Source organism: Pseudoalteromonas sp. NEC-BIFX-2020_015, from assembly GCF_012952265.1.
In the GTDB taxonomy this organism is placed as follows: domain Bacteria; phylum Pseudomonadota; class Gammaproteobacteria; order Enterobacterales; family Alteromonadaceae; genus Pseudoalteromonas; species Pseudoalteromonas neustonica.
Genome location: NZ_JABCJL010000014.1, coordinates 92,502 through 118,036 on the forward strand (window position 1 = coordinate 92,502; position 25,535 = coordinate 118,036).

The 25,535-nt window shown below is 39.3% G+C and carries 21 protein-coding genes; 12 read left to right on the forward strand and 9 right to left on the reverse strand.

Going from position 1 to position 25,535, the window contains the following annotated elements; all coding sequences use genetic code 11:
* The first annotated feature begins 197 nt into the window (after positions 1-197).
* The 6 genes from ftsY (at position 198) to HH219_RS12230 (ending at position 5,968) form a co-directional block, all read left to right on the forward strand.
* A complete protein-coding gene (gene ftsY, locus HH219_RS12205) occupies positions 198-2,246 on the forward strand; it encodes a signal recognition particle-docking protein FtsY (protein ID WP_169327599.1) in 2,049 nt (682 codons plus the stop codon).
* 66 nt (positions 2,247-2,312) lie between these two features.
* Positions 2,313-2,990, forward strand: coding sequence for a cell division ATP-binding protein FtsE (ftsE, locus tag HH219_RS12210; RefSeq protein WP_054203058.1), 678 nt, complete (start codon positions 2,313-2,315; stop codon positions 2,988-2,990).
* Complete coding sequence (gene ftsX, locus HH219_RS12215; RefSeq protein ID WP_169327600.1) at positions 2,987-3,973, forward strand: permease-like cell division protein FtsX; 987 nt, start codon at positions 2,987-2,989, stop codon at positions 3,971-3,973. The genes ftsE and ftsX overlap by 4 nt, the downstream gene beginning before the upstream one ends.
* A 224-nt stretch (positions 3,974-4,197) precedes the next feature.
* A complete protein-coding gene (rpoH, locus tag HH219_RS12220; RefSeq protein ID WP_054203060.1) occupies positions 4,198-5,061 on the forward strand; it encodes an RNA polymerase sigma factor RpoH in 864 nt (287 codons plus the stop codon).
* A gap of 216 nt (positions 5,062-5,277) precedes the next feature.
* Complete coding sequence (locus HH219_RS12225; RefSeq protein WP_054203061.1) at positions 5,278-5,559, forward strand: hypothetical protein; 282 nt, start codon at positions 5,278-5,280, stop codon at positions 5,557-5,559.
* Entirely contained in the window at positions 5,552-5,968 is a 417-nt protein-coding gene (locus HH219_RS12230; protein ID WP_064435822.1) for a hypothetical protein, read from the forward strand. The genes HH219_RS12225 and HH219_RS12230 overlap by 8 nt, the downstream gene beginning before the upstream one ends.
* Before the next feature lie 259 nt (positions 5,969-6,227).
* Here HH219_RS12230 and HH219_RS12235 read toward each other — a convergent pair whose 3' ends face one another.
* Positions 6,228-6,647: a hypothetical protein gene (locus HH219_RS12235; RefSeq protein ID WP_169327601.1), complete on the reverse strand. Its 420-nt coding sequence runs from the start codon at positions 6,645-6,647 to the stop codon at positions 6,228-6,230.
* Between the two features lie 517 nt (positions 6,648-7,164).
* Positions 7,165-7,593, reverse strand: a complete 429-nt coding sequence (locus tag HH219_RS12240) for a hypothetical protein (RefSeq protein WP_169327602.1) — start codon at positions 7,591-7,593, stop codon at positions 7,165-7,167.
* Between the two features lie 1,165 nt (positions 7,594-8,758).
* Between HH219_RS12240 and HH219_RS12250 the strand changes: the two genes are divergently transcribed.
* Complete coding sequence (locus HH219_RS12250) at positions 8,759-10,123, forward strand: serine hydrolase domain-containing protein (RefSeq protein ID WP_349251621.1); 1,365 nt, start codon at positions 8,759-8,761, stop codon at positions 10,121-10,123.
* 250 nt (positions 10,124-10,373) lie between these two features.
* Here the strand turns inward: HH219_RS12250 and HH219_RS12255 are convergent, their stop codons facing one another.
* A complete protein-coding gene (locus HH219_RS12255) occupies positions 10,374-11,195 on the reverse strand; it encodes an alpha/beta hydrolase (RefSeq protein WP_169327603.1) in 822 nt (273 codons plus the stop codon).
* Positions 11,196-11,655: 460 nt separating this feature from the next.
* Entirely contained in the window at positions 11,656-12,615 is a 960-nt protein-coding gene (locus HH219_RS12260) for a hypothetical protein (protein WP_169327604.1), read from the reverse strand.
* 206 nt (positions 12,616-12,821) lie between these two features.
* On the opposite strand from HH219_RS12260, the gene HH219_RS12265 reads away from it, so the two are divergent.
* Complete coding sequence (locus tag HH219_RS12265) at positions 12,822-13,892, forward strand: ISAs1 family transposase (RefSeq protein WP_169327605.1); 1,071 nt, start codon at positions 12,822-12,824, stop codon at positions 13,890-13,892.
* Between the two features lie 329 nt (positions 13,893-14,221).
* On the opposite strand, the gene HH219_RS12270 is transcribed toward HH219_RS12265, so the two are convergent.
* From HH219_RS12270 to gpmM, 4 genes are read right to left on the reverse strand one after another with little or no spacing between them, the layout of a single operon-like run.
* The gene (locus tag HH219_RS12270) at positions 14,222-14,986 is read right to left on the reverse strand and encodes a divergent polysaccharide deacetylase family protein (RefSeq protein ID WP_099459006.1); all 765 of its coding nucleotides are present in this window, start codon (positions 14,984-14,986) and stop codon (positions 14,222-14,224) included.
* Between the two features lie 40 nt (positions 14,987-15,026).
* Positions 15,027-16,286, reverse strand: coding sequence for a S41 family peptidase (locus HH219_RS12275; protein ID WP_169327606.1), 1,260 nt, complete (start codon positions 16,284-16,286; stop codon positions 15,027-15,029).
* A 36-nt stretch (positions 16,287-16,322) separates the two neighbouring features.
* On the reverse strand, positions 16,323-17,477 hold the full coding sequence (locus HH219_RS12280) for a peptidoglycan DD-metalloendopeptidase family protein (protein WP_169327607.1): 1,155 nt from the start codon (positions 17,475-17,477) through the stop codon (positions 16,323-16,325).
* 3 nt (positions 17,478-17,480) lie between these two features.
* Positions 17,481-19,025 carry a 2,3-bisphosphoglycerate-independent phosphoglycerate mutase gene (gpmM, locus tag HH219_RS12285; RefSeq protein WP_169327608.1) on the reverse strand — a complete coding sequence of 515 codons (1,545 nt, stop codon included), beginning with the start codon at positions 19,023-19,025 and terminating at the stop codon, positions 17,481-17,483.
* Between the two features lie 200 nt (positions 19,026-19,225).
* Between gpmM and HH219_RS12290 the strand changes: the two genes are divergently transcribed.
* The 4 genes from HH219_RS12290 to gpsA are packed head-to-tail and all read left to right on the forward strand — an operon-like array spanning position 19,226 to position 21,484.
* Positions 19,226-19,657, forward strand: coding sequence for a rhodanese-like domain-containing protein (locus HH219_RS12290; protein WP_054203069.1), 432 nt, complete (start codon positions 19,226-19,228; stop codon positions 19,655-19,657).
* A 31-nt stretch (positions 19,658-19,688) separates the two neighbouring features.
* Positions 19,689-19,946, forward strand: coding sequence for a glutaredoxin 3 (gene grxC, locus HH219_RS12295; protein ID WP_054203070.1), 258 nt, complete (start codon positions 19,689-19,691; stop codon positions 19,944-19,946).
* A 38-nt stretch (positions 19,947-19,984) separates the two neighbouring features.
* Positions 19,985-20,473 (forward strand): protein-export chaperone SecB, encoded by a 489-nt coding sequence (gene secB / locus HH219_RS12300; RefSeq protein WP_054203071.1) that lies wholly within the window; start codon positions 19,985-19,987, stop codon positions 20,471-20,473.
* A gap of 3 nt (positions 20,474-20,476) precedes the next feature.
* The gene (gene gpsA / locus HH219_RS12305) at positions 20,477-21,484 is read left to right on the forward strand and encodes an NAD(P)H-dependent glycerol-3-phosphate dehydrogenase (protein ID WP_064436064.1); all 1,008 of its coding nucleotides are present in this window, start codon (positions 20,477-20,479) and stop codon (positions 21,482-21,484) included.
* Positions 21,485-21,536: 52 nt separating this feature from the next.
* On the opposite strand, the gene HH219_RS12310 is transcribed toward gpsA, so the two are convergent.
* Positions 21,537-25,397, reverse strand: coding sequence for a GGDEF domain-containing phosphodiesterase (locus HH219_RS12310; protein WP_169327609.1), 3,861 nt, complete (start codon positions 25,395-25,397; stop codon positions 21,537-21,539).
* Positions 25,398-25,535: the final 138 nt, after the last annotated feature.

Below are 25,535 nucleotides of genomic sequence, written 5' to 3' on the forward strand. Positions count from 1 at the left end.
ATGGTATCTAGAACTTAGCTCAGATAATATTGTAATCATATAGTAGCGTGTCATTTTTCAACTGCGCTAAAAGTGTTACTATGAGCATCTTAGACAATATATTGTGGTTATTGGCAGTTTGGTATTAATACAATACCGTCAGTACGCAAATTATTTCCGTTAGTTTATCAGATTTTTATAAGTGGTTATTAGCAAGTATGGCAAAAAAAAATAAATTCCTGTCTTGGTTAGGTTTTGGTAAGTCAGATAAAAACCAGCAAGTAGAACAAGCAGCCGAAGAGGCTAATAACCAACAAGCAGAAGCTGAGCGTTTAGAGCAAGAACGTATTGCAGCAGAGCGTCTAGAGGCTGAGCGTGTAGAACAAGAGCGTATTGCAGCAGAGCAGCAGGCAGAAGCCGAACGTGTAGAGCAAGAACGTATTGAAGCAGAGCAGGCTGAAGCTGAACGTGTAGAGCAAGAGCGTATTGCAGCAGAAGCTCGCGATGCTGAGCGTTTAGCGATTGCAGGTGCTGAATTAGCCGCAGCTGAAAAAGCAGAGCAGCAACGTCGCGACGAAGCAGCTCGTTTAGCTGAACAACAAGAAGCTATGTTATTACAACAAGAGCAACAGGCAACCGAGCAAGCGCAAAGTGAAGCGAAGCGTATTGCAGCTGAAAAGGCCGAAGCTGAGCGTGTAGAGCAAGAGCGTATTGCAGCAGAAGCTCGCGAAGCTGAGTGTTTAGCGATTGCAGATGCTGAATTAGCCGCAGCTGAAAAAGCAGAGCAGCAACGTCGCGACGAAGCAGCTCGTTTAGCCGAACAACAAGAAGCTATGTTATTACAACAAGAGCAACAGGCAACCGAGCAAGCGCAACGTGAAGCGGAGCGTATTGCAGCTGAAAAGGCCGAAGCTGAGCGTTTAGAGCAACAACGAGTTGCAGCAGAGCAGGCCGAAGCTGAACGTTTAGAGCAACAACGTATTGCAGCAGAGCAGGCCGAAGCTGAGCGTTTAGAGCAACAACGAATTGCAGCAGAGCAGGCCGAAGCTGAGCGTTTAGAGCAACAACGAATTGCAGCAGAGCAGGCCGAAGCTGAGCGTTTAGAGCAACAACGTATTGCAGCAGAGCAGGCCGAAGCTGAGCGTTTAGAGCAACAACGTATTGCAGCAGAACAGGCCGAAGCTGAGCGTTTAGAACAACAACGAATTGCAGCAGAGCAGGCTGAAGCTGAGCGTTTAGAGCAACAACGTATTGCAGCAGAGCAGGCTGAAGCTGAGCATTTAGAGCAAGAACGTATTGCAGCAGAAGAAGCTAAAGCAGCAGAAAAGCCGAAAAAAGAAGGTTTCTTTGCTCGTCTTAAAAAAGGTTTATTAAAAACGCGTGTAAATATAGGCTCAGGTTTTGCGTCAATTTTTACAGGTAAAAAGATTGATGATGAGCTGTTTGAAGATCTTGAAACGCAGTTATTAACAGCGGATTTGGGTGTTGATACCACCATGAAACTGATCGACAGCCTTACTGATGCGGCTAACCGTAAACAGTTAAAAGATGGCGATGCACTGTATGAATTAATGAAGCAAGAAATGGCTGCTATGCTTAAAACCGCAGAGCAACCTTTAGTTATACCTGCAGATAAAAAACCATTTGTTATTTTAATGGTGGGCGTAAATGGTGTTGGTAAAACAACCACCATTGGTAAATTAGCTAAGCAGTTTCAAGATGAAGGCAAATCAGTCATGTTAGCGGCAGGGGATACGTTCCGTGCAGCAGCCGTTGAGCAACTACAAGTATGGGGTGAGCGTAATAAAATCCCAGTAATAGCACAGCACACCGGTGCCGATAGTGCCTCAGTGGTATTTGATGCATTTCAAGCAGCAAAAGCGCGTAATGTTGATGTGTTAATTGCCGATACAGCAGGACGCTTGCAAAATAAAGATAATCTAATGCAAGAGCTTGAAAAGATTGCGCGTGTGATGAAAAAGATTGACCCAGATGCGCCACATGAAGTCATGCTAACAATTGATGCGGGCACAGGGCAAAATGCAATTAGCCAAGTAAACTTATTTAATCAGTGTGTTGGTCTTACAGGGATAACTTTATCTAAGTTAGATGGTACGGCTAAAGGTGGGGTTATCTTCGCCGTAGCTGATAAGTTTAATATTCCGATCCGTTATATTGGTGTTGGCGAAGGCATTGAAGATTTACGTGCATTTAATAGCAATGACTTCATTGATGCGCTATTTAGCCAAGATGAGGACAACGCTTAATATACCCATTGGTATTAATAAAAGGGAGCAAGCTCCCTTTTCAGCTGCAGATGATTGATAATTAAAATGATAAATTTTCAGCAAGTGAGTAAAACATATCCCGGCGGCCATCGTGCACTGGAAAAAGTGAGCTTTCATATTAAGCCCGGAGAACTGGCTTTTTTAACTGGTCATAGTGGTGCAGGTAAAAGTACCTTACTTAAACTAATTAGTTTAATGGAACGTCCATCAGCGGGTCACGTATTTATAAATGGTGTTGATTTAAATACAGTGAAACCAAGACAAATCCCTTATGTACGCCGAGATATCGGGATTATCTTTCAAAATCATCGTCTATTAGAGCGTCATACAATTTTTGATAATGTTGCTTTACCCTTAATAATAGAAGGCACACACCATAAGCAAATTGAAAAACGAGTTCATGGTGCACTTGATAAAGTTGGCTTGCTTGATAAAGTAAAGTGCCACCCATCAACGCTTTCTGGTGGCGAACAACAGCGAGTCGGCATTGCACGCGCCATTGTCAATTCACCTCCATTGTTACTTGCTGATGAGCCAACCGGTAATTTAGATCCTGAACTTTCAATGGATATTTTACGTTTGTTTGAAGAGTTTAATAACCATGGGACTACGGTCTTAATTGCCACTCATGATCTTGGTCTCATCTCGAGAATGAAATATCGCAGCTTAACGTTAAAAGATGGCCGAATGAGTCAAGACCCATTGGCTGAGGCATCATTATGAGTTTGTTATTTAAAGGCCGAAAAAGCCAAAATGAACGAGTGAAAAAATCTATTTTTTCGAATAGTTACTTTTTTGTTTTAAATATTTTTCGCCAAGGAATTCATAGCTTAGGTGAAATGTGGCGCACGCCAATGGCTTCAATGATGACAATTGCCGTATTGGGTTTAAGCTTAACCCTACCAGCAACTCTTTATTTGGTTGTTAAAAACGTCCAGCAAGTTAGCAGTGGATTTGAAGAAGCTGCAGAGATCTCATTATTTGTAAAAGAATCCATGAGTGAGCAGGAAACGCAGACCTTAGTAAAACGTTTAGCTTTGTATTCAGAAATAGATACGGTCACTTTTATTTCAAAGCAACACGCATTAACTGAATTTAAAGAGGTGTCAGGGTTTGGCCAAGCACTTGAATATTTAGATTCGAACCCATTGCCAGATGTTGTAATAGTTACACCAACATCAAAACATCGCCAACCAAACGCAGCACAAGCACTATTAAAAAAACTAGAAGCTGAACGAGAAGTGGATTTTGGTAAGCTAGATATCGCATGGTTAGAGCGCTTAAATGCATTACTTAGCTTATTAAAGGAAAGTGTGCTCACCATTACACTGCTTTTACTTACCTCAGTAACCTTGATTATTGGCAATACTATTCGATTATCTATTATGGATAAGAAAGAAGAGATCCAAGTAATGAAGCTCGTGGGTGCAACAAATACGTTTATCCACGCACCTTTCCTATGGACAGGTATTTGGTATGGCATTATAGGTGGTTTGTTTGCCTTTATATGCGTAGCTTTAATGATGTGGTGGCTTGGGGCCGCGGTTACGCAGGTCGCAGGCGTTTACCAAACAAGTTTTAATTTAGTTGGGCTAAGTATTGGCGAATTTGCCGCACTGGTAATGCTTGCAACTAGTTTAGGCTTTGTTGGCTCATATTTATCAGTTAATCGCTACATTAAAGAAATAGAGCCCGATAAAGTGTAACAATTGTTGTTTATAATCACTAGTTACGTTGGTGGTAGGTAATACAGCTAATGCTACCAACGTACCGCAAAGCTAGAATTCATCGCTTATTCAGGCGTTTAAAGTACAATAAAAAACATCAAAAAAACCACTTGCTTCAATCGAAAAAAAGTTTTACATTGAAGTTAGCACTCTAAGTTAAAGAGTGCTAAGATAGTTTCAAATGTTTATCACTGAGGTGAAAAATGAGTAAAGATATATACGCAATGGCACTCACAGTTGGACAGCAAAGCGCAAGTATTGATGGTTACCTTCAAGCGGTAAGTACAATACCAATGCTAGGTGCTGAGCAAGAAAAAGAGTTGGCGACTCGTCTCCAGGAAGATGGCGATCTTAGTGCTGCAAAGCAACTCATCATGTCTCATCTTCGCTTTGTTGCACACATTGCTAAAGGTTATTCAGGTTATGGTTTACCACAAGCCGATTTAATCCAAGAAGGCAACATAGGCCTAATGAAAGCAGTAAAACGTTTTGACCCTACCGTGGGTGTACGTTTGGTTTCATTTGCAGTGCATTGGATTAAAGCTGAAATACACGAATTTGTACTTAAAAATTGGCGCATCGTAAAAGTTGCGACAACAAAAGCACAGCGTAAATTGTTCTTTAACCTTCGTAAGAACAAAAAGCGTTTAGGTTGGTTTAACCAAGCTGAAGTAGCAACCGTCGCGAGCGAGCTAGGTGTGAGTGAAAAAGAAGTTCGTGAAATGGAATCGCGCATGAGTGGCCAAGACATGGGCTTTGATTTAACCGGTGACGACAGTGATGACGCGCCAACAAGCACATACTCACCAGTGCAGTACTTAACAGACGGCAGCAACGATTTAGCTGACGAGGTTGAACAGCAGCAATGGCAAGAGCAATCGCACACACGTTTGTTCAGTGCTTTAAAAACGCTTGATGAGCGTTCACAAGACATTGTTAGCGCACGTTGGCTATCAGACGACAAAGCAACACTGCAAGAGCTTGCGCAAAAGTACAGCGTATCTGCAGAGCGTGTTCGTCAGCTTGAAAAAACAGCGATGAAAAAGCTACAAGCTGCAATGAGTTAATCACAGCTTAGTAAGAATATTAAAAGCCCCGCATGAAAATGCGGGGCTTTTTGGTTTTAAAAGTAAGCATCAATTCTTTAGCGGTGTTATTACTGCCAGCCATTCAGTCAGTAAAGCAGGGCATATTTAGAAGATTTGGGAACATATGTTCCTTTAGTTGAAAAAACAGCCTAATTTATATATTCTGATTGTCAGCCACTGTTAAAAGGAATTAATGTGCGACTCTACCATTTTTCACTTGTAATTATTGCTGTGATAATTTTGTTTATCCAGCTTGATCCCACCTATTACGTTATTAACTATGTCACCATACCTGCATCGGTATTATGTTTATTTGGGTTAATTTACCAGTACACGCAAAAAAATATTTTTGGTTATATCGCAATGGCAGGATTTGCCGTTTTTTTACCCATTGGCGCTTTAGGTATTTTGTCTATCAGAGAGGCAATGGATAAAAAAATGAAACTTGAATTTATAAGGAAGTTAAATAATGACTGATATGGTAATCGAAAAACCAACCACAATAATTAAAGTAGCCACTGAAAAATTAACACCACAATTAATCATCGGTATTCTTATCGTTATTGCAGGTTTTGTGCTGATCCCGAATATAATTGGCCTAGGTTTCATGCTGATTATTTTTTATTTCGTAAATAGTAGTATCGAGGTGGTAAGAATTTACCCAAAATACTCAGAAATAAAATTGGCAATTATTCGCCCTCGTTGGCTTATTTTAGATGCCAGTGTAGAAAGCGCTGAAGTGGACGGTAAAAACTTGCTGCTAAAAATTAACGATGAGGATAAGCAACTCACCAGAAAGATCCCGTTAAATGCGCTATCAGAGGCTGATGGTGAAAGCGTTATAAAATACTACCAATCTCAAGCGAACCATAACGCCAAAAAATAACGCCCCTCTACATTCGCACTAACGCTTCACGCTAAATAACTAATGCAGGTTGGTTATTTAGCGTGAAGCGAAACCCAATGAAAAAATACCCAATAGAGGTAGAAATTAGATTGCTTTGTGCCGTTAGTGATTTTGATGTATGAAGAGAAGATCTGACCCCCATTACTTCTTTTTGAATACACCATAAATGAATATTCAAAATGTGTTGGGGAAAGCAGAGCGCGACCCTATTATTTCTCGGCTACCCGATTAGGCAACCTTAGTCTTCACAATCAGGGTATTGTTCAGGTTTAACACCAACTTCAGAGATGACTCTAGGGTACTCTGCGCCAGCAACTGGTTGAAACGGTTTTTTACGGCTATTTGCAATTTGAAATAACCAACTATCGCCATAATCAAAAAAATAAAAAGCCTTTTTACCTTTTGATTTAAGCATGAATTCACTAATGCTTGTCTCCTCTATTTGCTCATCGTCACATTCAAAACGAGTTATAGGCACTCCTCGTTCAGAATTGGCAATATAAAATTCATACATATGATCATCGTCAAAATTTAACAAATCTTGAAGAACTAGATGAAAATCATCTAAAGTTAAGTCTGATGGAATTTCAATATCACATTTCCAATCGTCAGAAGCGTATATTCCATAAACTAATTTTATTTTTACTGTAAGTATCATTATGTACCCAAAACTAATTTAGTTGCCTAACAAGCCCGTATAATAACTCGTTTTTAAGCTATTTTATATTGATGGTTCAACCATAGCTGGGTTCCTATTTTGGTTCAATCAGTTACTTTGATTTTACGTAAAATATAAAAAGAGGACTTGGTGTTGTTTTAATGCTAAGAGCTTGGTAACAGAAGCTAAGACGCGTGTTATGTTGTAGGCGGGAGTTTATCTCGCGCTTCGGTTGGTACATTTTTTAATAAATAACCTTGGTGAAAAAATTAGGTGAATTATTCACAAAGAGACTAAGTGATTAATAAAGCATAAAATATATAAATAATAGAGGTAAAAATTAGATTGCTTTGTGCCGTTAATGCGGAGTTAGTGATTTTGATGTCTGAAAACAAGATCTGATCCCATTACTCTATGCTGAAACAGTCGAGCAGATCGAAGCACTGCACCATGGAATATCAACAGAAATTAACCAGCTTGTGCGTGTCAATATACGCGGAGAATTGAGCGCTTACTATTAATCAATTTTAAAACTAACAAAATTACTATCTAAATATTTATTCTTTTTCCAATCCATATACCTAAATTTTATTTTATATTCACCTTTTTTAAGTTTATGCCATTCCTTAATCCAATCCAAATCTACCTTAGAACCATATACATTGAATCTAGGTGTTTTTACAACTTTACTATGTGACATATCGAAATTCGCCAAAGATAGGAGTGTATCGACTACATTACCATTCTTATCTATCACAATTGGGCATATATTGGATTTTTGTTTACATGAACCAACAATGAATGCATATGGATAATATTTTTCCGGCATATATTCACCATTATCAAAAACAAAATATATACTACTCTTATTTTTGAAAGCAATTAACTCTTCAGCTTGAGTAGCAAATACCGGCAAGAAGAAAAATAATGATATTAATTTTAACATGTAATTCCCCTAGAAGTTTTATTATCAATGTGAATATTTACACAATTATCAGAACAGAAAACATCCATCTTAAACAGACATTGATCAGACCGTTTGTGACTCATCAGCTGTAATTGTATATTCGAAAAACTTACCGTCTTTTTTGTAGCAAGTTCTCCAGAGAGCAGTTTGAGAAAAGTGATAAAATGTAAGTTTTCCTAAGCCATTCTTTCCATGAACTAAAGTGTGCTAAACCTCACTATCTCGTTTTTCTGAAGATAAAACTGGTTTCAATTTATTGTAAACTTCTTTGAGTGGCATACCTTTGTCATTATCAGAAATTGAAAAATCATAAATATCTCCAACCTCTGTAGCAAGATAATCAATTTCTATTGTATTAGCACCAGCATCGAAACCGTTCCAAATATACTCTGCAATTGCTCGATGCTTTTAAGCCTATTCTTAATCCCTTTAGTATTAACTTCTGCTTTGCTCATTTTAATCCTTTATGAATAAACTCATATACTTGATGGAAAATTTAACGAGCCTGTAGAATAACTCGTTTTTAAGCTACTTTATATTGATGGTTCAACCATAGCTGGGTTCCTATTTTGGTTCAATCAGTTACTTTGATTTTACGTAAAATATAAAAAGAGGACTTGGTGTTGTTTTAATGCTAAGAGCTTGGTCACAGAAGCTAAGACGCGTGTTGTGTTGTAGGCGGGAGTTTATCTCGCGCTTCGGTTGGTACATTTTTTAAGAAATAACCTTGGTGAAAAAATTAGGTGAATTATCCACAAAGAGGCTAAGTGGTTAATAAAAAATAAAAATAGATAAATAATAGAGGTGGAAATTAGATTGTTTTGTGCCGTTAATGCGGAGGTAGTGATTTTGATGTCTGAAAACAAGATCTGATCCCATTACTCCAGCGAAGCGAAACCAAATGAAAAATCTCCAAGCATGATATCTGATCGTTGAGTTGTCGATTGTTCTGAACGCGTCATAAATGAATATTTAAAATGTGATAAGCAAAAAGTAAAACGCAATCTCATTATTTTTTTACAACAGGCGCGTTATAAAAAACAAACACTTGCCCAAATGAATTACAAGTGTAATACTTGTGATTACATCTGTAATCAATTCTGTATTTAACAATTTACAGGCTAATAATGAGAGGGCAAAGCTTGTGAAAAAGCATATTATCATAGGTTTCTTTTTGGCCATATATACCTTAAGTGCACAAGCACAAGAGTCAAAGTTCGAGGCTGTACTCGCGTGTCATAATTCAGCTGACGCGCCGGGTATGGCGATTAGACTAGAGCAATCGGGTTCACTTGCTTATAGTGGTGCTATTGGTTTGGCAAATATGACTACATTGAGAGAGCTTCATGTAGATGACGTATTTCAAATTGGCTCAGTGACAAAAACATTCACCGCAGCGGCTATTTTAAAGCTTTCTGAGCAAAAGAAATTGTCACTACAGGATCCATTGGTAAAGTATATTCCCGATATTAATCCAGAATATAAATATTTAAGTATTGAACGAATTTTAAGTCATACATCAGGCCTACCCGATTACTTAGGTGACCCTCACGTTACTGCACTTTATGATCAATATGCACCATTAGATCAAGTTATAAAGAGTATCAGCAAGCAATCAGTGCTTTCGAAACCGGGAATGGAATATAGCTATTCAAATTTGGGCTATGTGCTTTTAGGTAAAGTGATTGAAGCCTCTTCGGGTGTTTCTTATGAGCAGTTTCTATCTCAAACCTTTTTTACACCACTAAAAATGAATAACACGTTTGTTATTACTAAAGGAACAACGACAGGTGAGGTCAAGGGTTATACAAGCGAACCAAATAAACCCGATCAATACCTATCACCTGAGCAATCCATACAGAGAAAATGGAATGTAGACCGTAGTTGGATTGCTTCAGCTGGAGCAATTGCCTCTACGCTTGCAGATATGAGCTTATGGCAAAACGCATTAAAATCGGGGCAAGTTATTTCAGCGCACAACTTCCAATTAATGACGACCCAAGCAGCATTGATAAATAAAGACAGAATAAACTACGGGTATGGTGTAGATGTATATCCCATAAGTGGATTAAATAGCTTTAGTCATCAAGGAATGGTGCCTGGTTTTTTTACATGGCATGTTTATTTTCCAACTGTAGATTTAACAGCTACAGCATTTGCCAATATTGATAGTAAGCACCCTGGTCCAGCTTTATTAGATATGATCGCTTTGCAATTGAATTTATCGCCTCAGCCTGTAAAAGGGGAAAAAGCAGCCCGCACAGCTAGATCTTTAATTGGACGCTATCAATCAGCTGACATGAAAATGTTGACTATATCATATGAAAATAATGTTCCTTATTCTCATTATGAGGGAGAAGAAAAACGAAAGATTATTCCACGAGAGAATAATGCCTACTCTTACGAATGCACTGAAAACTATTTTCAGCTTAGAGATAATAATGGCACAAATGAAATAGTGCCAGTGTCATTATATCATGGCGAACAAGCCCCTTTGATAAAGTTGTAAGTATAACTGCTTAACTTTAATGCTTTATTTTTGTTGGGTTTAAAGCATGAATAGCTAACGTAGGTTGGTTTGAGCGCAGCGAAACCCAACGAAAAAATACCCAAGCAATGAGCATCAGCTCTTGCATTATCGGCTGTCTTCGATGTGCCAATTGCAGACAGTGGTAACGTCCATATTTAGTGCGGAAAGCATCGCAGCGGCTTGACGTCGCAGTCCACGCTTTTTGCTGGCTGGCGATAAAATTTGTTTGTTATACGCCATCAATAAAACCTAATAATGCACTAATAGAGCTTAAAAACAGAAGCTTGTTATCATGTGGTACGTTATGACCAGTTTGATTAGTAACCATATGGATAGAATTTGCATTATTGATGATCATTGACTGGTGCAAATCCCGCCAAATCTTTTTACCCTGCACACTATGACCAATCCACCAGTCACTTTCATTTAACTTTGATGAAGTAACTATAACCACAGGAATTTTATTAGCAATATCGTCATCAGCAATCATTTTCTGATGATAAATACCCTGTAGGAGATCCCATTCAGGCTGATTATTCATCATTTCGTTTAATTTAGTAGTATCGCGTTTCGCCCACGTTGCGTCGTATTTATTTAATTCACTATCAAACAGCTCATGACTTGGATCGATCAAAAGTAACCCTTTTACCCGCTCGGGATAAGCGGCAGCAAATGCTCTGACATGCAAGCCACCAAAGGAGTGACCAATTAAAATTAGATTTTCTTTTGCGTCAATAGTCGAAAGCAGTTTTTCGAGTCGTTGATTTGAACTAGCTAAACTAACGTCTTTGGCAGCCTGAGATTTTCCATTCCCAGCACGAGAATATATAACTGTCCTGATATTTAATTTTGAAAGGTCTGTTAATAACGATTGCCAGTAAGCTAAGCCCATTCCGATACCTGATTCAATCACCAAAGTTTTACTTCCAGCACCGATATCGATGTATTCCATTTGAATGCCATCAATAGCTAAGACTCTTGGTTTCTGAATTCCCGCAACGGCTGGACTGGCATATAAGAAAAATAACAAAAATGTTAATCGAAAAATCAAGCGCAACTCCTGAGATATTTAGACTGACACTCATCTTAATTTCAAAATTTAAGATGGGTGTCTTGTTAATTCGTACGGGCGATCTTTGATTGTATTGTTAAATGTATTTTCATTGAACTAAAACAGCTCATTAAGCGCTAAACCCACATAGATAAGAAACATTACTAAAAAAGGTACTACACAAACATGCTTTAGCAGTTTTGACGCACTTACTCTTGGCCAAATATAATATGCAACAAAAATTAACCACAAAGGCGATGAGTATAAAGCGGCATATGAAACAAGATACAACCCCTCATAATTAAGCACATTTTCCTTATCCATAAAGATACTTATGCCTGCCAATGCCAGGAACACCGCTAAAACCATTAGAAACGAAGATATAGCCAATACTATTTTCTTTATATCCATATTATCGGCAAACACTCCATCGTTTTGACTTATACATTTAACGCCGCATTCACCGGCTTGTCCGGTGCAATGCTTTGTTAGCCTTTTTATGTTTTCGATTAATGAAGTAGAGCCGGATATTACTCCAAATAGTTAGCAGTTTTCCGATAACAACATAAAAAAACCAGCTGTAGTACTTGGCTTCAAACGATTTATCGAAGTCATGGCCATAATTGTCTTTTCTAAGTTGACTGGCATCAATTACTTCAACATCAACGCATTGGAGCTTTCCGTTTATTGCTTGATCTATTAGAAACTCTTGAAGAGTTTCACACGACGAAAGAGACTCTTCAGTTAGCCTGAATTTATCGAACCGAGGATAGTTGTAGTCGTTAGCATAAATAGGAACTGTCTTTTTATATCCATCTTCGGTGTGCAATTTAGCTAAATACTTAACATCTGATCCATAATATCCTACGCCTTCTTTTGGACGCATTGGAATTATCGACGCCGTCATATGGTTATTGAAAAAATCAAAAACAGGGTCCCACCTATCTATCCACTCTTCAACTACATACTTTCCATGAGAAGTTGATAGAACGAGATTCGTCTTTACCTTTTTAGAATCGAGCAACTTGTTGAGTTTAACTCGATTCATGTTCACACAATAGAAATCGACTGGCCCATAATGATTTGTGAATGATTCATATGATTTTAAAATTTTTGGTTCATGCTCAAAATCATCTAGTTCGATATAGTAGTTAGCTCCAACCCGCAAAAAGATCTTAAATATAACTACTGATCTATCCTTGAAGTTCTCTATAGTAATACTACTCACATATTTATCTTCTGCGTATGCACTCGAACTAATGCAAAACTGCCCTTTAATATGTGTTCCAGACTTCCGTCGGTAATTCCTAACCGCAAAATACAAAGCTGTAAGCGAGATCGCCAAAGCTATGTAAGGAATAAAATCCTGGATGCTCAAATCATGCTCCCTTATGAGGCTAACATTTAATAGTGCGCTCATCGCGCATATTTCTGCCGACGCTACAATCATTTATCTACTTTATATAGTTTTAACAAATAACCTAAGGTATTACTATTACTAAGTTTTCTGAAACTTTAAAGAAAAGGTAAATAGAACAGTATGCGCTCAGTAGGGCGATTGCATTAAAAAACAGCTTGACGGCGATCCTCTAATTTGATCTATTACTTCGCTTTAAGTGCAGTAAAATGACAAAACAGAAGCCCACTCTTATCGAACACTTTAAAGATATCCAAGATCCTCGCCTTCAAAGAAAGCAATTGCATAAATTAGATGACATCTTTTTTATTACCTTATGCGCAGTTATTTGTGGCTGCGATGGCTGGGTTGCTATTGAAAAGTTTGCAAATATGAAGCGAAACTGGTTTGATCAATACCTATCTCTTGAATACGGAATTCCATCGCATGATACTTTCGGCCGCGTCTTTTCACTGATTGAACCTGAACAATTTCAAGCCTGTTTTTTTAATTGGATCAAGGCGGTAGTGAAAAGCGTTACAGGTGATGTGATTGCTATTGATGGTAAATGCCTTAGGCGCTCACATGATAAATCGAGTAATAAATCAGCTATTTATATGGTGAGTGCATGGTCGCATGATAACCAACTAACACTAGGGCAAGTTAAGGTAGATGAAAAATCGAATGAAATAACCGCACTACCCGCTTTACTCGAAAATTTAGATATTACTGGTGCTATTATCACCACGGATTATGTATCAGCACTTAAAGGAAATCAAAGTACACTGCATGATGATGTGACTTTATTTTTTGAAAACACACCGAGAAGTTATATTGAAAGCCTAGCTAGCCATAAAACCGTTGAAAAAAATCATGGACGCATAGAAGAACGAGAAGTGACCACATGCAATGACATTGACTGGTTAACAAAAGAGCATGGACACCCTTATCTGGCGAGTATTATTAGCGTAAAATCAAGGCGGTTTCACAACAATGAATGGTCACAGGAAATTCGATATTTCATCAGTAGTGTGAAACATAATGATGCTGAGAAATTTGGTCATTATGTTCGAGCTCATTGGGGTGTGGAGAATAACCTGCACTGGGCATTAGATATGGCATTTGATGAGGATAGTTGTAGGATCCGTAAAGGTTTTGCAGATCAAAATATGGCAATATTACGGCACATCTCTTTAAACCTTCTAAAGTCAGAAACAGAGCATAAAGTAGGCATCAAAATTAAGCGGCGAATGGCAGGTTGGGATAATGACTATTTACTCAAAGTGCTACAAATATTTTAATGCGATTGCCCTGATGCGCTCAGTGCTCATTTTCATGAATATATGCGCAAGGAGCAGTTTAACCAATCAATTAACGACGATATTTAGCCAACCTCAATGACCGCTTCTCGCTCAAAGCTGTCTATTAAATCATGCCTTTAGTCGTTGGGTTTCGTTGCTCTCAACCACAACCTACGTGGTTAATTTAACGACGGACTATGCTGTTTTCCTAGAACCTAGAACCTTTTCCCTTGCAACTTGTAGCTTTCAACTTAAAATTTACCGCTTACCGCTTACCGCTTACCGCTTACCGCTTACCGCTTACCGCTTACCGCTTACCGCTTACCGCTTTATCTTGCACTAACCTCTTTATGCTCTGCCTGTGCGAGCTGTATATACTTACGCTCTACCAGTTGTGATAGCGGCACAAGCTCAAAGCCTTGTTGTTCAAGCTCGGGTAGCATGCGCTGTAAAAATTCTATGGTTTCAGGGTGAGGGTGGGCGATGGCAATGGCGAAGTTATAACGATCTGCCTTATACTTAAGTTCGTTAAAGCGAAATTGTAACTGCTGTTCGTTGAGGATATTGTCTAAAAATACATGGCGGCCAACATTTTCTACGCCATATAAATTAGCCACGTTTTGCGCTTGGCTTAAGCCGGTGGTGCGGCTGTCTAAAAAATAGAGGTTACGTTTTTTAAGCACTTCCATGGTCCACTTCATGGGTAAGCTCTCTTGCGTAAGTGCGGAGCCCATATGGTTATTAACCCCTTTCACTTGCGGTAAGCTGGCAAGTGCATTCCCTAAAGTATATTGCAGTTGTTCTTTGCTCATATCGCTGGTGAGTGCACCTGGGCCGAGAGCTTTACTAGTATCGAGCGCTTGCATTGGAATGTGCAGTAATAATTCTTTATTTGCTTTGCTTGCTAGGCGAGCAAAAATTTGTGAATAAGGGGTATGAGGCAAAATCGAGTACGATATTTTACCGGGTAAATTTAGGGTATTTAAGTCGCGCTGATGATTACCAATATCATCAATCACTATGGCTATTTGCTTACCTAAGGCAAGCGAGGGTAAGGTACAAATAACCAGTAATAACCAAGTCAGTTTTTTCACGTTTATAATTTTTATTATCTTTTTATGTGAGCTAAAACACTTATTTCATCGTGAGTAGCTGCTGCGCTTTTAATAGTAAAGGATCGCCTGGGCTGAGAGCAGGCCACATGCGATTGCCGTTTCCTTGTTCGTTTTTTATTATAACGACTTTATCTATTTGTGAAAGTGCTGTTTGATTTATCGCCCAATCGGGAGTGATACCTATCCCGTCAATAGATTGTCCTGAAGGGGTGAAGTACTTTGCCGTTGTTAATTTGAGGGCGGTATTGCCGTTACCCAGCGGGATTAATGACTGCACTGAGCCTTTGCCGAATGATTGGCTCCCGATCAGGGTCGCTCTATGATTATCTTTTAATGCGGCGGCCAAAATCTCTGCCGCTGACGCGGAGTTTTCATTAATCAGCACAACGATTGGTGCGCCATTTAAGATATCACCTTTTTTTGCGCTAAAGCTTTGGTTAGCATCGTAAAATCGACCACGCGTAGTGACTATTGTGCCACTTTGCAAAAATAGATCTGAAACGGCTACTGCACTTTGTAATGTCCCGCCTGGGTTATCGCGTAAATCAAGCACTAAGCCTGTAAGTGAGTTGCCGTAATTACTTTGTAGTTTGGTAATTTGACGTGCTACCTCATGTAAAGTGTTGTTGCTAAAGTTATTAATTGCTAAGTAACCGATGCCAAATTCAGACAGTGAGCTGGTGACGCTCTCTAAACTGATCTCTGTACGAGTGAGTGCAAAGTCAATGGGTTGTATAGCATCGTTGCGTTTAATGGTTAATATTACTGTGGCTGTGTCGCTATTTCTAATCATGCTAGTGACTTGATTAATATCTTTATTCACGACTGACTGCTGATTAACAGCCAGAACAATATCGTTTTTTTGAACGCCAGCAATGGCCGCAGGGGAGTTTTTTATGGCATTTAAAATGATTATTTGCTTTTCTTGCTCTTTTACTTCAATACCGAGCCCTGTGTAACGACCATTGGTACTGCTAAAAAGGGCTTCGAGTTCTTTTTCGTCAAGGTACTTTGAGTAAGGATCTAATTTGGCTAACAGGGCTTCAAACGGTTGCGTTGTTTCAAAGCTTTGCTGCAAAGCGAGATCTTCAACGTAGTATGCGTGAATATTAAAAAGGATTTCGTTTTTTTGCTGGCTTTTTAAATCATTAACAGAGGTGACGGCAGCACTACTAAAGCTGATGCACAGTATACAGATAAGTAAAAAGTAACTTATTGAACAGTTAATAGCATAATGTTGTAACTGTTGTGAGATAGAGTGTATTTTTGTATTAAGCATCAGCTGCCTCCAGAGAGGGTGCAGCTGTTTAATCAATTAAATGCGTCTGCACCATTTTACAGGATTTACTGCGCGTCCTTTGTGGCGTATTTCAAAGTATAGACCAGAACTGGCTTGTCCGCCGCTTTGTCCTACTAATGCAATGGTATCGCCTTGGCGAACCATATCGCCTACGTCTTTTAATAAGGTTTGGGTATGGCCATATAAACTCATAAACCCTTCGCCGTGGTCGATTACAATAACCCAGCCATAACCTTTCAACCAATCAGCAAATACTACTTGGCCGTTATGTACACTGTGTACATTGTTGCCTTCGTTAGCGCCAATAAGTACGCCTTTCCAGTCAATACCGCCATGTTTCTTTTGCCCAAAACTATGCTTAAGCTTGCCCTTTGTTGGCCAATTTAATTTACCTTTGCTAGTGCTTAAGCCAAGCAGCTCTACTTTTTGAGTTTTTTCTTGTTCGAGTGTTTGTAGGGTACTGAGTAGCGTTTTTTCATTTTCTTTTAAATAATTGATCGAACTTTTAGTGGAGCTAAGTTTATTTTTTAAATCACGAATATTTTTTTTACGTTGTTGTTGCGCGGTAATAAGCGCTTGTTGTCGGCTTGCTTGCTCTTTGTGTAAGGTAACTAAGTGCTGGGTGGTTTTTTCAAGCTCAGTTTGTACTTTTTCAATTTCAATGAGGAGTTCTTTTAACTCATCGATTTGTTTAATGCGGGCCTTATTTAAGTAATTGTAATAACTTAATGTTCGCTCCATTTGTGCGGTGTTTTCTTGATTTAAAAGCATTTTAGAATAGTCATGACCGCCAGACATATAGGCGCTTTTAATTTGTGCGGCGAGAGCTTGTTGCTGTAATTTATGCTTTTTTTCTAAGGTATTAGCTTGCTGCTGTTGCTGTTTTTGTTGTTTTTTGGTTTCACTAATGGATTGTTCGGCAATGTTGAGTGCTTTGGCGCTTTTAGCTATATCGAGTTCGTGCTGTTGTAGGTTTTTTTGTAGTTTTGCAATGTCGCTGCGCTGCGCTTGTAGTTGCGCTTCGGTTTGTTTGATTGCCGTTTGAATTTCAGATAAATCTTTTTTAGTACGATCTTCATTAGCAGTGGCAGGAGCCACCACTAATGAAGTGAATATTAACGCAGTAAAAGCGAGTGCACTAAACGTTAACGGGCTAATACTTTTTATCATGGTTTATTTCAGTGTCATGATTGGTGTGCCAGTCATTTCAACTGGCTGTTCCATGCCCATTAAGTGTAACATGGTTGGTGCTACATCACTTAATGCTTTACCTTCACTTGGCGTGGCATCGCGACCTACATAAATAAACGGCACTGGTTCGCTGGTGTGTGCGGTATGAGCTTGGCCAGTTTCAAGGTTAGCCATTTGCTCTGCATTACCATGATCGGCTGTAATAAGTGCTTCTCCGCCAAACTCGTTGAGCGCTGCAACAACACGGCTAATACAGTGATCAACCGCTTCACAGGCTTTAACAGCAGCTTCAAATACACCTGAATGACCGACCATATCACCGTTTGGATAGTTACAAATAATTGCGTCGTATTTGCCGCTTTTAATTGCGTCTACTAGCTTATCGGTGAGCATTTCTGAGTTCATTTCTGGTTGTAGGTCGTAAGTTGCAACTTGCGGTGACGGGATCAGCTCGCGTGTTTCGCCTTCAAATTCATTTTCACGTCCGCCACTAAAGAAAAACGTAACGTGTGCGTATTTTTCTGTTTCAGAGATACGCAGTTGGGTTTTACCGTGTTTTTCAAACCATTCACCCAGTACATTGGTTAAAGGCACGGGCGCGAATGCTGCTGGTGCGTCGATGTCAGCTGCGTATTCGGTTAACATCACAAAGGCACTTAACTGTGGTGCTTTTTTCTTGGTAAAACCGGCGAAATCTTTATCGACAAATGCGCGGGTCATTTCACGGGCGCGATCGGCTCTAAAGTTTAAGAATATAACGGTGTCGCCATCATTAATTTGTACGGCGTCTTGGTTTTGTGGTGCAATGGTTGTTGCAGCAACAAACTCATCGTTTTCATCACGTTCGTAAGCTGCGGCTAATGCATCAACAGCGTTTTCGTAGCTGTATTGTGAAATACCACTTACCATTAGGTCGTAGGCTTGCTCTACGCGGTTCCAGCGATTATCGCGGTCCATCGCGTAATAACGACCGATGACTGATGCTAAGCGCCCACAGTTTAATTCACTAAATAGAGCCTCTATACGCTCAATCGATGTTTTTGCGCTGCGCGGCGGGGTGTCTCGGCCATCTAAAAACGCATGAAAGTATACTTCTTTAGCACCACGTGCAGCGGCCATCTTGATTGCGGCAACAATGTGGTCTTCATGACTATGAACACCACCTGGGCTTAATAAACCCATTAAGTGCACTGCTTTACCTGCATTTACCGCTTTGTCGATATTCTCAACTAGCGTTGGGTTGTGTTCAAATTCACCATCATCTATCGATTTAGTAATACGGGTGAAGTCTTGATAAACCACGCGCCCTGCGCCAAGGTTTACATGGCCAACTTCTGAGTTGCCCATTTGACCATCAGGAAGACCAACATCTAAACCAGAACCTGAAATTAGAGTGTGCGGGCGAGTTGCCCAAAGTTCGTCTAAAACGGGCGTATTTGCCGCTAAGATTGCATTACTTTGTTCATCTTCACGGTATCCCCAACCATCTAAAATCATTAATACCAAAGGTTTTTTATGTTGTGTCATTTTTGCTCCTGAAAATTAGCTCCTGCCTAGCCTTAGCATACCGTGTTTTGTATTTATGATCAGCAATCAATGGGTGATATTAAAATATTTCACTCTCTGGTAATTTTTAATCAAGCACGTATACTTGCGTGGCTAGGGCAGTGCCCTTACGTTTAACCCCAGCGCTAAAGGCGCGGGACAATTTTCATAGTGGAAGACGCATGGATCAATATATAGAGTTTGTTAGTAATCACCCAATATTAAGTGCTGCTTGGGTAGGTTTGGTTGCGCTGATTGTGGGCGGCTGGTTTAAAAGTAAATTTTCAGCAATTCGCCAAATAAATCCACAGCAATTAACGTTATTAATTAACCGTGAAGACGGTCTTGTTGTCGATATTCGCGCTCAAAAAGAATTTAATAATGGCCGGATTGCAGGTGCTGAACACTTAAGCCCTGAAAAAGCGAAACAATCTGACTTCTCAAGCCTTGAAAAGTCTAAGAGTAAACCCATTATATTGGTATGTACCACAGGCATGACAGCCTCAGGTATCGCAACCGCTATGCATAAAGCGGGTTTTGAATCGGTTTATGTATTATCTGGTGGTATGGGTGCGTGGCAAAATGCGGGCCTTCCAACGACAACGGGTCGCTAATTTATTTAGTTAGGCCGATAGAGGAATTGTTATGAGTAATGTTGTTCTTTACACCAAAGCGTATTGTCCTTTTTGCCAGCGTGCATTGGCATTGCTAACAAGCAAAGGTGTGCAATTTACAAATATAGATATTGGTGTACAACCGCAATTACGCGATGAAATGATTGCCAAAGCTGGTGGCGCAAGCACAGTACCGCAAATTTTTATTAATGATGAGCATATCGGCGGTTGTGACGACATGATGGCTATAGAAGCCCAAGGCAAACTTGACGCTAAGTTAAACGCTTAAGCACTTATTATAAAAACGATTAAAAGTTAGGATTTATCATGAACGAAGAAAACCAAAACGTAGCAGCACAAGAAGAAACTGGCGCACAATTTACTATTCAACGTATTTACACAAAAGATGTGTCTTTTGAAACGCCAAATTCGCCTGCTATCTTTCAAAAAGAGTGGACACCGGAAGTTAAACTTGATCTTGATACACGTTCAAACAAATTAGACGAAGGTGTTTTTGAAGTTGTATTGGCGCTAACTGTAACGGCTTCTATCGGTGAAGAAACTGCGTTTTTATGTGAAATTCAACAAGCGGGTATTTTTACCATTGCTGAAGTTGAAGAAGTGCAACTTGCGCACATGCTTGGTGCATTCTGCCCTAACGTGTTGTTCCCATATGCACGTGAAGCGGTATCTAACCTAGTAAACCGTGGTACGTTCCCACAGCTTAATCTTGCACCTGTAAACTTTGACGCGTTGTTCGCGCAATACATGCAGCAACGTGCAGCACAAGCTGATCAGGCAACTGCAGACGCATAATTTATGAGTACAGCCAATTCAGCTGTTACTGTATTAGGGGCGGGGTCTTATGGCACCGCCCTTGCTATTTGCTTAGCCCGAAATGGTCACCAAGTGACTCTTTGGGGACGCAATAGCGACGACGTTGCCACGCTTGCAGCTGAGCGGAAAAATCAACGTTACCTTCCTGATGTCGCATTTCCGGACACCCTATTACTCGAAGCCGATTTACACACAGCCGTTACTGCTAGCAAAATTGTACTAGTTGTTGTGCCGAGCCATGCATTTGGCGATACGCTGCAGCAAATAAAACCTTCGTTGCTTGATGGTGCTGAAGTTGCGTGGGCGACCAAAGGGCTTGAGCCTGATACTGGGCGATTATTACAAGAAGTTGCTCAGCAAGAGTTAGGTGATGAAATACCGTTAGCGGTTATATCGGGTCCTACCTTTGCAAAAGAAATGGCAATGGGTTTGGTTACTGCTGTATCTGTTTCATCAACGTCTCCAAGCTTTGCTAAACAACTCGCTGACTTATTGCATTGTGGCCGCTCGTTTAGGGTGTATAACAATGATGACTTTATTGGAATTCAGCTCGGTGGCGCGGTTAAAAACGTGATTGCAATTGGTGCGGGTATGTCGGATGGTTTTGGCTTTGGTGCAAATGCACGTACTGCTTTGATCACTCGCGGTTTAGCCGAGCTATGTCGCTTAGGTTGCGCGCTGGGTGCAAAGCCTGAGACCTTTATGGGAATGGCTGGTCTTGGTGACCTTATACTAACTTGTACAGATAACCAGTCTCGTAATCGTCGATTTGGTATTGCGCTTGGAAAAGGTGAAACGGTCGACTCGGCCATGGAATCAATTGGCCAAGTTGTTGAAGGCTATCGCAACACCAAAGAGGTTTATTTACTCGCCCAGCGAACAGGTATTGAAATGCCTATCACTGAGCAAATTTATCAGGTTCTTTATCAAAATAAAGACGTGAAAGAAGCTGCAATGGCCTTATTGGGTCGAGAGCAAAAATCTGAGTAATGACTGATAGATAAGATAAAAAGCGCGATATTATCGCGTTTTTTATCTTCGTTTATAACTCATCAGTAAAGTCTGTGTCTTTTGGGGCGTTACTTTTGTTTACGAACTCCGCTACCTTATCTACATGTAATGGCCGACTGTAATAGTAGCCTTGCATATAACTACATCCCATTACATGCAGCATATAGGCTTGTGCTTTTGTTTCAACGCCCTCAGCGATAACATCAATATTTAAGTATTTAGCCAGACGAATAATTGTGGCCGTGATATTACGATCTTGTTCATTGTCGACGATGTCTTTAATAAATGAGCGATCTATTTTTAGTGTATCAATCGGAAAGCGTTTTAAGTACCCAAGGGATGAGTGCCCTGTACCAAAGTCGTCTAATGCAATTGTAAAGCCCAGTGCTTTCAAGCGGTTCATTTGTTGTTGTGCGAATTCAGGATTATCCATCATCGCACTTTCGGTTATTTCAAGCTCTACACATCGTGCCGGTACATCATAATTGGTTAGGCATTCGGTGAGGGTTTCAACTAAGCTGGATTGTTGAAAATGCAGGGCTGAAATATTAATGGCAACCTTTCCAAAGTTAACGTCTTGACTACGCCAAATCTCGAGTTGTTTAAACAACTGTTTCATTAGTAATAAAGTAAGTGGAATGATGGCACCATTTTGTTCTGCAATAGGAATAAACTCTGCAGGACTAATAATATTACTCCCTTCTTGGGGCCAGCGAACAAGCGCTTCAAAACCGTGAATTTGATCTTTATTTACATCATATTTAGGTTGGTAAAATAATTGAAAATCATCATTTTCAATTGCTCTAAATAGCGCACTTTCTTTACTGAGTGTATTTGGGTCGATGGTGTGTTTTGATTTATCAAAAAATTGGTAATTATTGTGTCCCATTTTTTTTGCGTGGTTAAGCGCGCTATTGGCACTGCGCATTAATGCGTCACTGGTGTAGCCATTGTCAGGGTAAGTGGCAATGCCGCAGCAGGCTGATATTGAGCTTTCTATACCATTGAGTAAAAAAGGTGCTTGAAATTGTTTGAGGATATTGTCGGCCAATTTTTTTGCAAAGAAAATGGTCATGCCTGAATATAAGTAAGGGGGTACCAGTACGGCAAATTCATCACCACCTAATCGCGCTAATGTAAAACCGGAATCAAGCATTTGGGTTAATCGACCTGCGACTTCTTTTAATAACTCATCGCCAAGAGAGTGACCTAATGAGTCGTTAATTTTTTTAAAATTGTCTAAATCGATAAAGATGATCAATAAATTTGGAAAATTATTATTGCAACTGGCGATTGCTTTGTTAACGGATTCAATAAAAATAACTCTATTTGAAAGGCCTGTTACAGTGTCTCTAATGGTTAAGCGTAACATTGCTCGTTCATTGTTCTTACGCGCCGTAACATCGGAAAATAGACCAATGTAATGTGCATGGCTAGTTCGCAAGTTTGGAGTTTGCACTTTGGTAATAGAGAGATCGAGCGCATACGGTTGACCATCTTTTCGTAAGTTCCAAATTTCACCAGACCAATAGCCATCAGCTTCTAGCTCATTATTAATAAGGTTTTCTAACTTATGATCGCGGCCATTTATGGTGAGTAATTTAGGTTTTTTGCCTATTACATCTTCAGGTTTATAGCCACAAATATGAGTAAACGCCGGATTAATTTGAGTGATTTGCAAATGTTCATCGGCAATCCAAATGGCATCTTTTGATTGCGCCATCAGTGCATTTGAAAGGTTATGCTTAGCGCTATTTTTTTGCTTAAGAATAATAAAAAACAATATTAAGATTAAGCTGATACCAAATATAATAGCTGCATAAGTGAACCAGTTAGGTATTAAAAAGGCTGTTTGCTTAATGTGTAAAGCGAGCGGGGGACTATTTTCTTGATTGAGGTTTTTTACTTCTAAATAGGTATCGTGTAATAGGTTGGATAGGCTCAGCATATTTTGTGAAATAGGCAGCGTTTGCCATTCACCATCAGAGGTTAATCTATAACTGAGCTTTGCGGGCATATTGTTTAAGTTACCAAACCAAATTGTAGCCCCTTTGAGTGGTTGATCCGCCTGTACAGCATTTGTCGCTAAATGATAAAAGCTTTGGTTTGTGTGTTGGTAGTGCAATGTAAGTTTACTGATAGATAATGAATCAGTCAGTGGCGGCGTTTTATTTGATTGCGCTTCAAGTAAAACACTGTTTGTGTTGCTGTATAAAATTATTTTGTCTCGGTAACTGATAGTTAAGGGTGAGTTGGCAATGTGATCATTACTAGCAATGCCAACTATGTTGGCGCTGATGTTGTTATTGGCAATTTCATTCTCTTGGTTATCTACAGGGTGATAGAGCTTTATGCCTTGAGTGTCGCTTACCCATAAAGCATTTTTAGGGGCTTCATAAGTTGCGAATGTTGGAATTGCGCTTATCTTATTTAAGTTAAGAGTAATATCTTTAAGTATGTTTTCATTTTGTAGCTGTAATTCTCCTTCCCATAAACCGTGTGTTGTAGCCAGTAAAAATGTTGAAGAACTTGCTTGGTAGTGCAGGTTATTAATTTGACCTTCTGGCTTAGTTAATAAGGTTAATGGGGTTATTTGCCCATTTGCTACATAAAATAAGTGTTGATTAGTGGCTGCTATGTGATGAGTTTTCGAAAGTGAAGTTAAGGCAATGATTTCGTTAACTGGGTAGCGTTCAATGGTACGCTTTTGTGCAAGGTTATACTCAAGTAGTTGGCCTTTTGTTGCCACCAGTAAACTCGCTGGTAAGGTAAAGTTTAAGGCCGACACTTCATTATTTAAAATTAAATCAAATGTCTGTAATGAAGCATCGTATAGATAGAGCTCTTGGTTTGTTGCTATTGCCCACTTTTCGTCACGTAAATAATGTATTTTAGTTATTGTTTTATTGAGTGACAAAGAGTGTATTTGTGTAAATGTTTTATAGTATTGCTGAATACGTGGGACTGGGCTATTGGTTATAGGTGTACTAACTAGGCGTAACTGAGGTAGGGTTAGCCAATTTTTATTAAGTAATTGCAACCATAGCTGATCATTGCTTTGCTTTGTTGCTATGAATCGATTGGATGAATTGTAAAACAGAGGTTTAGCTTTGTTTGTTTTTAAGTTAAAGACAAAAGCTTGCTGCTTGTGCAGGTAATAAAGTTGCCCATTTAATAATTGCAGTTGCTGAGGGTTTTTGTGAGCATTTGGCAGTTTTTGTGTGGAGCCGTTGTTATCGATTAAATATAGATTTCCTTGCTCTGTTTTATAAATTAGTTTTGGTGACGCTGTACTCGGTGCTAGCTGGTTTATTTTCTGTGGTGCAGTGAATTCAGTAGTGGTTCGATTTGTTGCTAAATCAAAGTGACTAATACGGTTATTTTGACTGTGGATCCATATGTGATTTTTATACCCTAACGCAATGTTCGAAATAGGGTTTTGTAGTGAGAGTAATTGATGTAATTTTTCTTCTTTGATTGTGTAAAGCTGGCCTTTTAACAGGAATAAAAAACCCTGTTCTGAATTTAATATTGGATGTGTAATAGGCGTATTGGTGAGTTGAACCAATTGATTGTTTATCAAGTTGATTAAACTTAAGCCCTGTGTGGTATTAATTAATAACCACGATTTATAAGCCGATATTTGCAAAATAGACTGCGATGGCAGGTTAGAAAAAGGCGCTGTTTGATTACTGAAAAGTGAATGACCGTCATAATTGAATACACCATTTTCTGTGGCAAGCCACATTGTATTGTTTATGTCATGAGTAAAATCATTAATAGTTGGTATGGCAAGTTGATTAGAATCCAAATCGGTAACATAAGAAATAGCAGGCGGGGAAATAAATAAGCTTATAAAGCAGCATACCTTTAATAAATAGTGCAATTGCATCCCATCAACTCTTAATTTTAATAACTAATAAATATTAGTTTAGGAAAAGTTTTATTGCGAGTTTGTGGGCGTGAAATATTTTTGATGGGTAGCTTAAATTGTGACGGAGGGAGCGCGCCAGTAACTTATGGCGCTAAA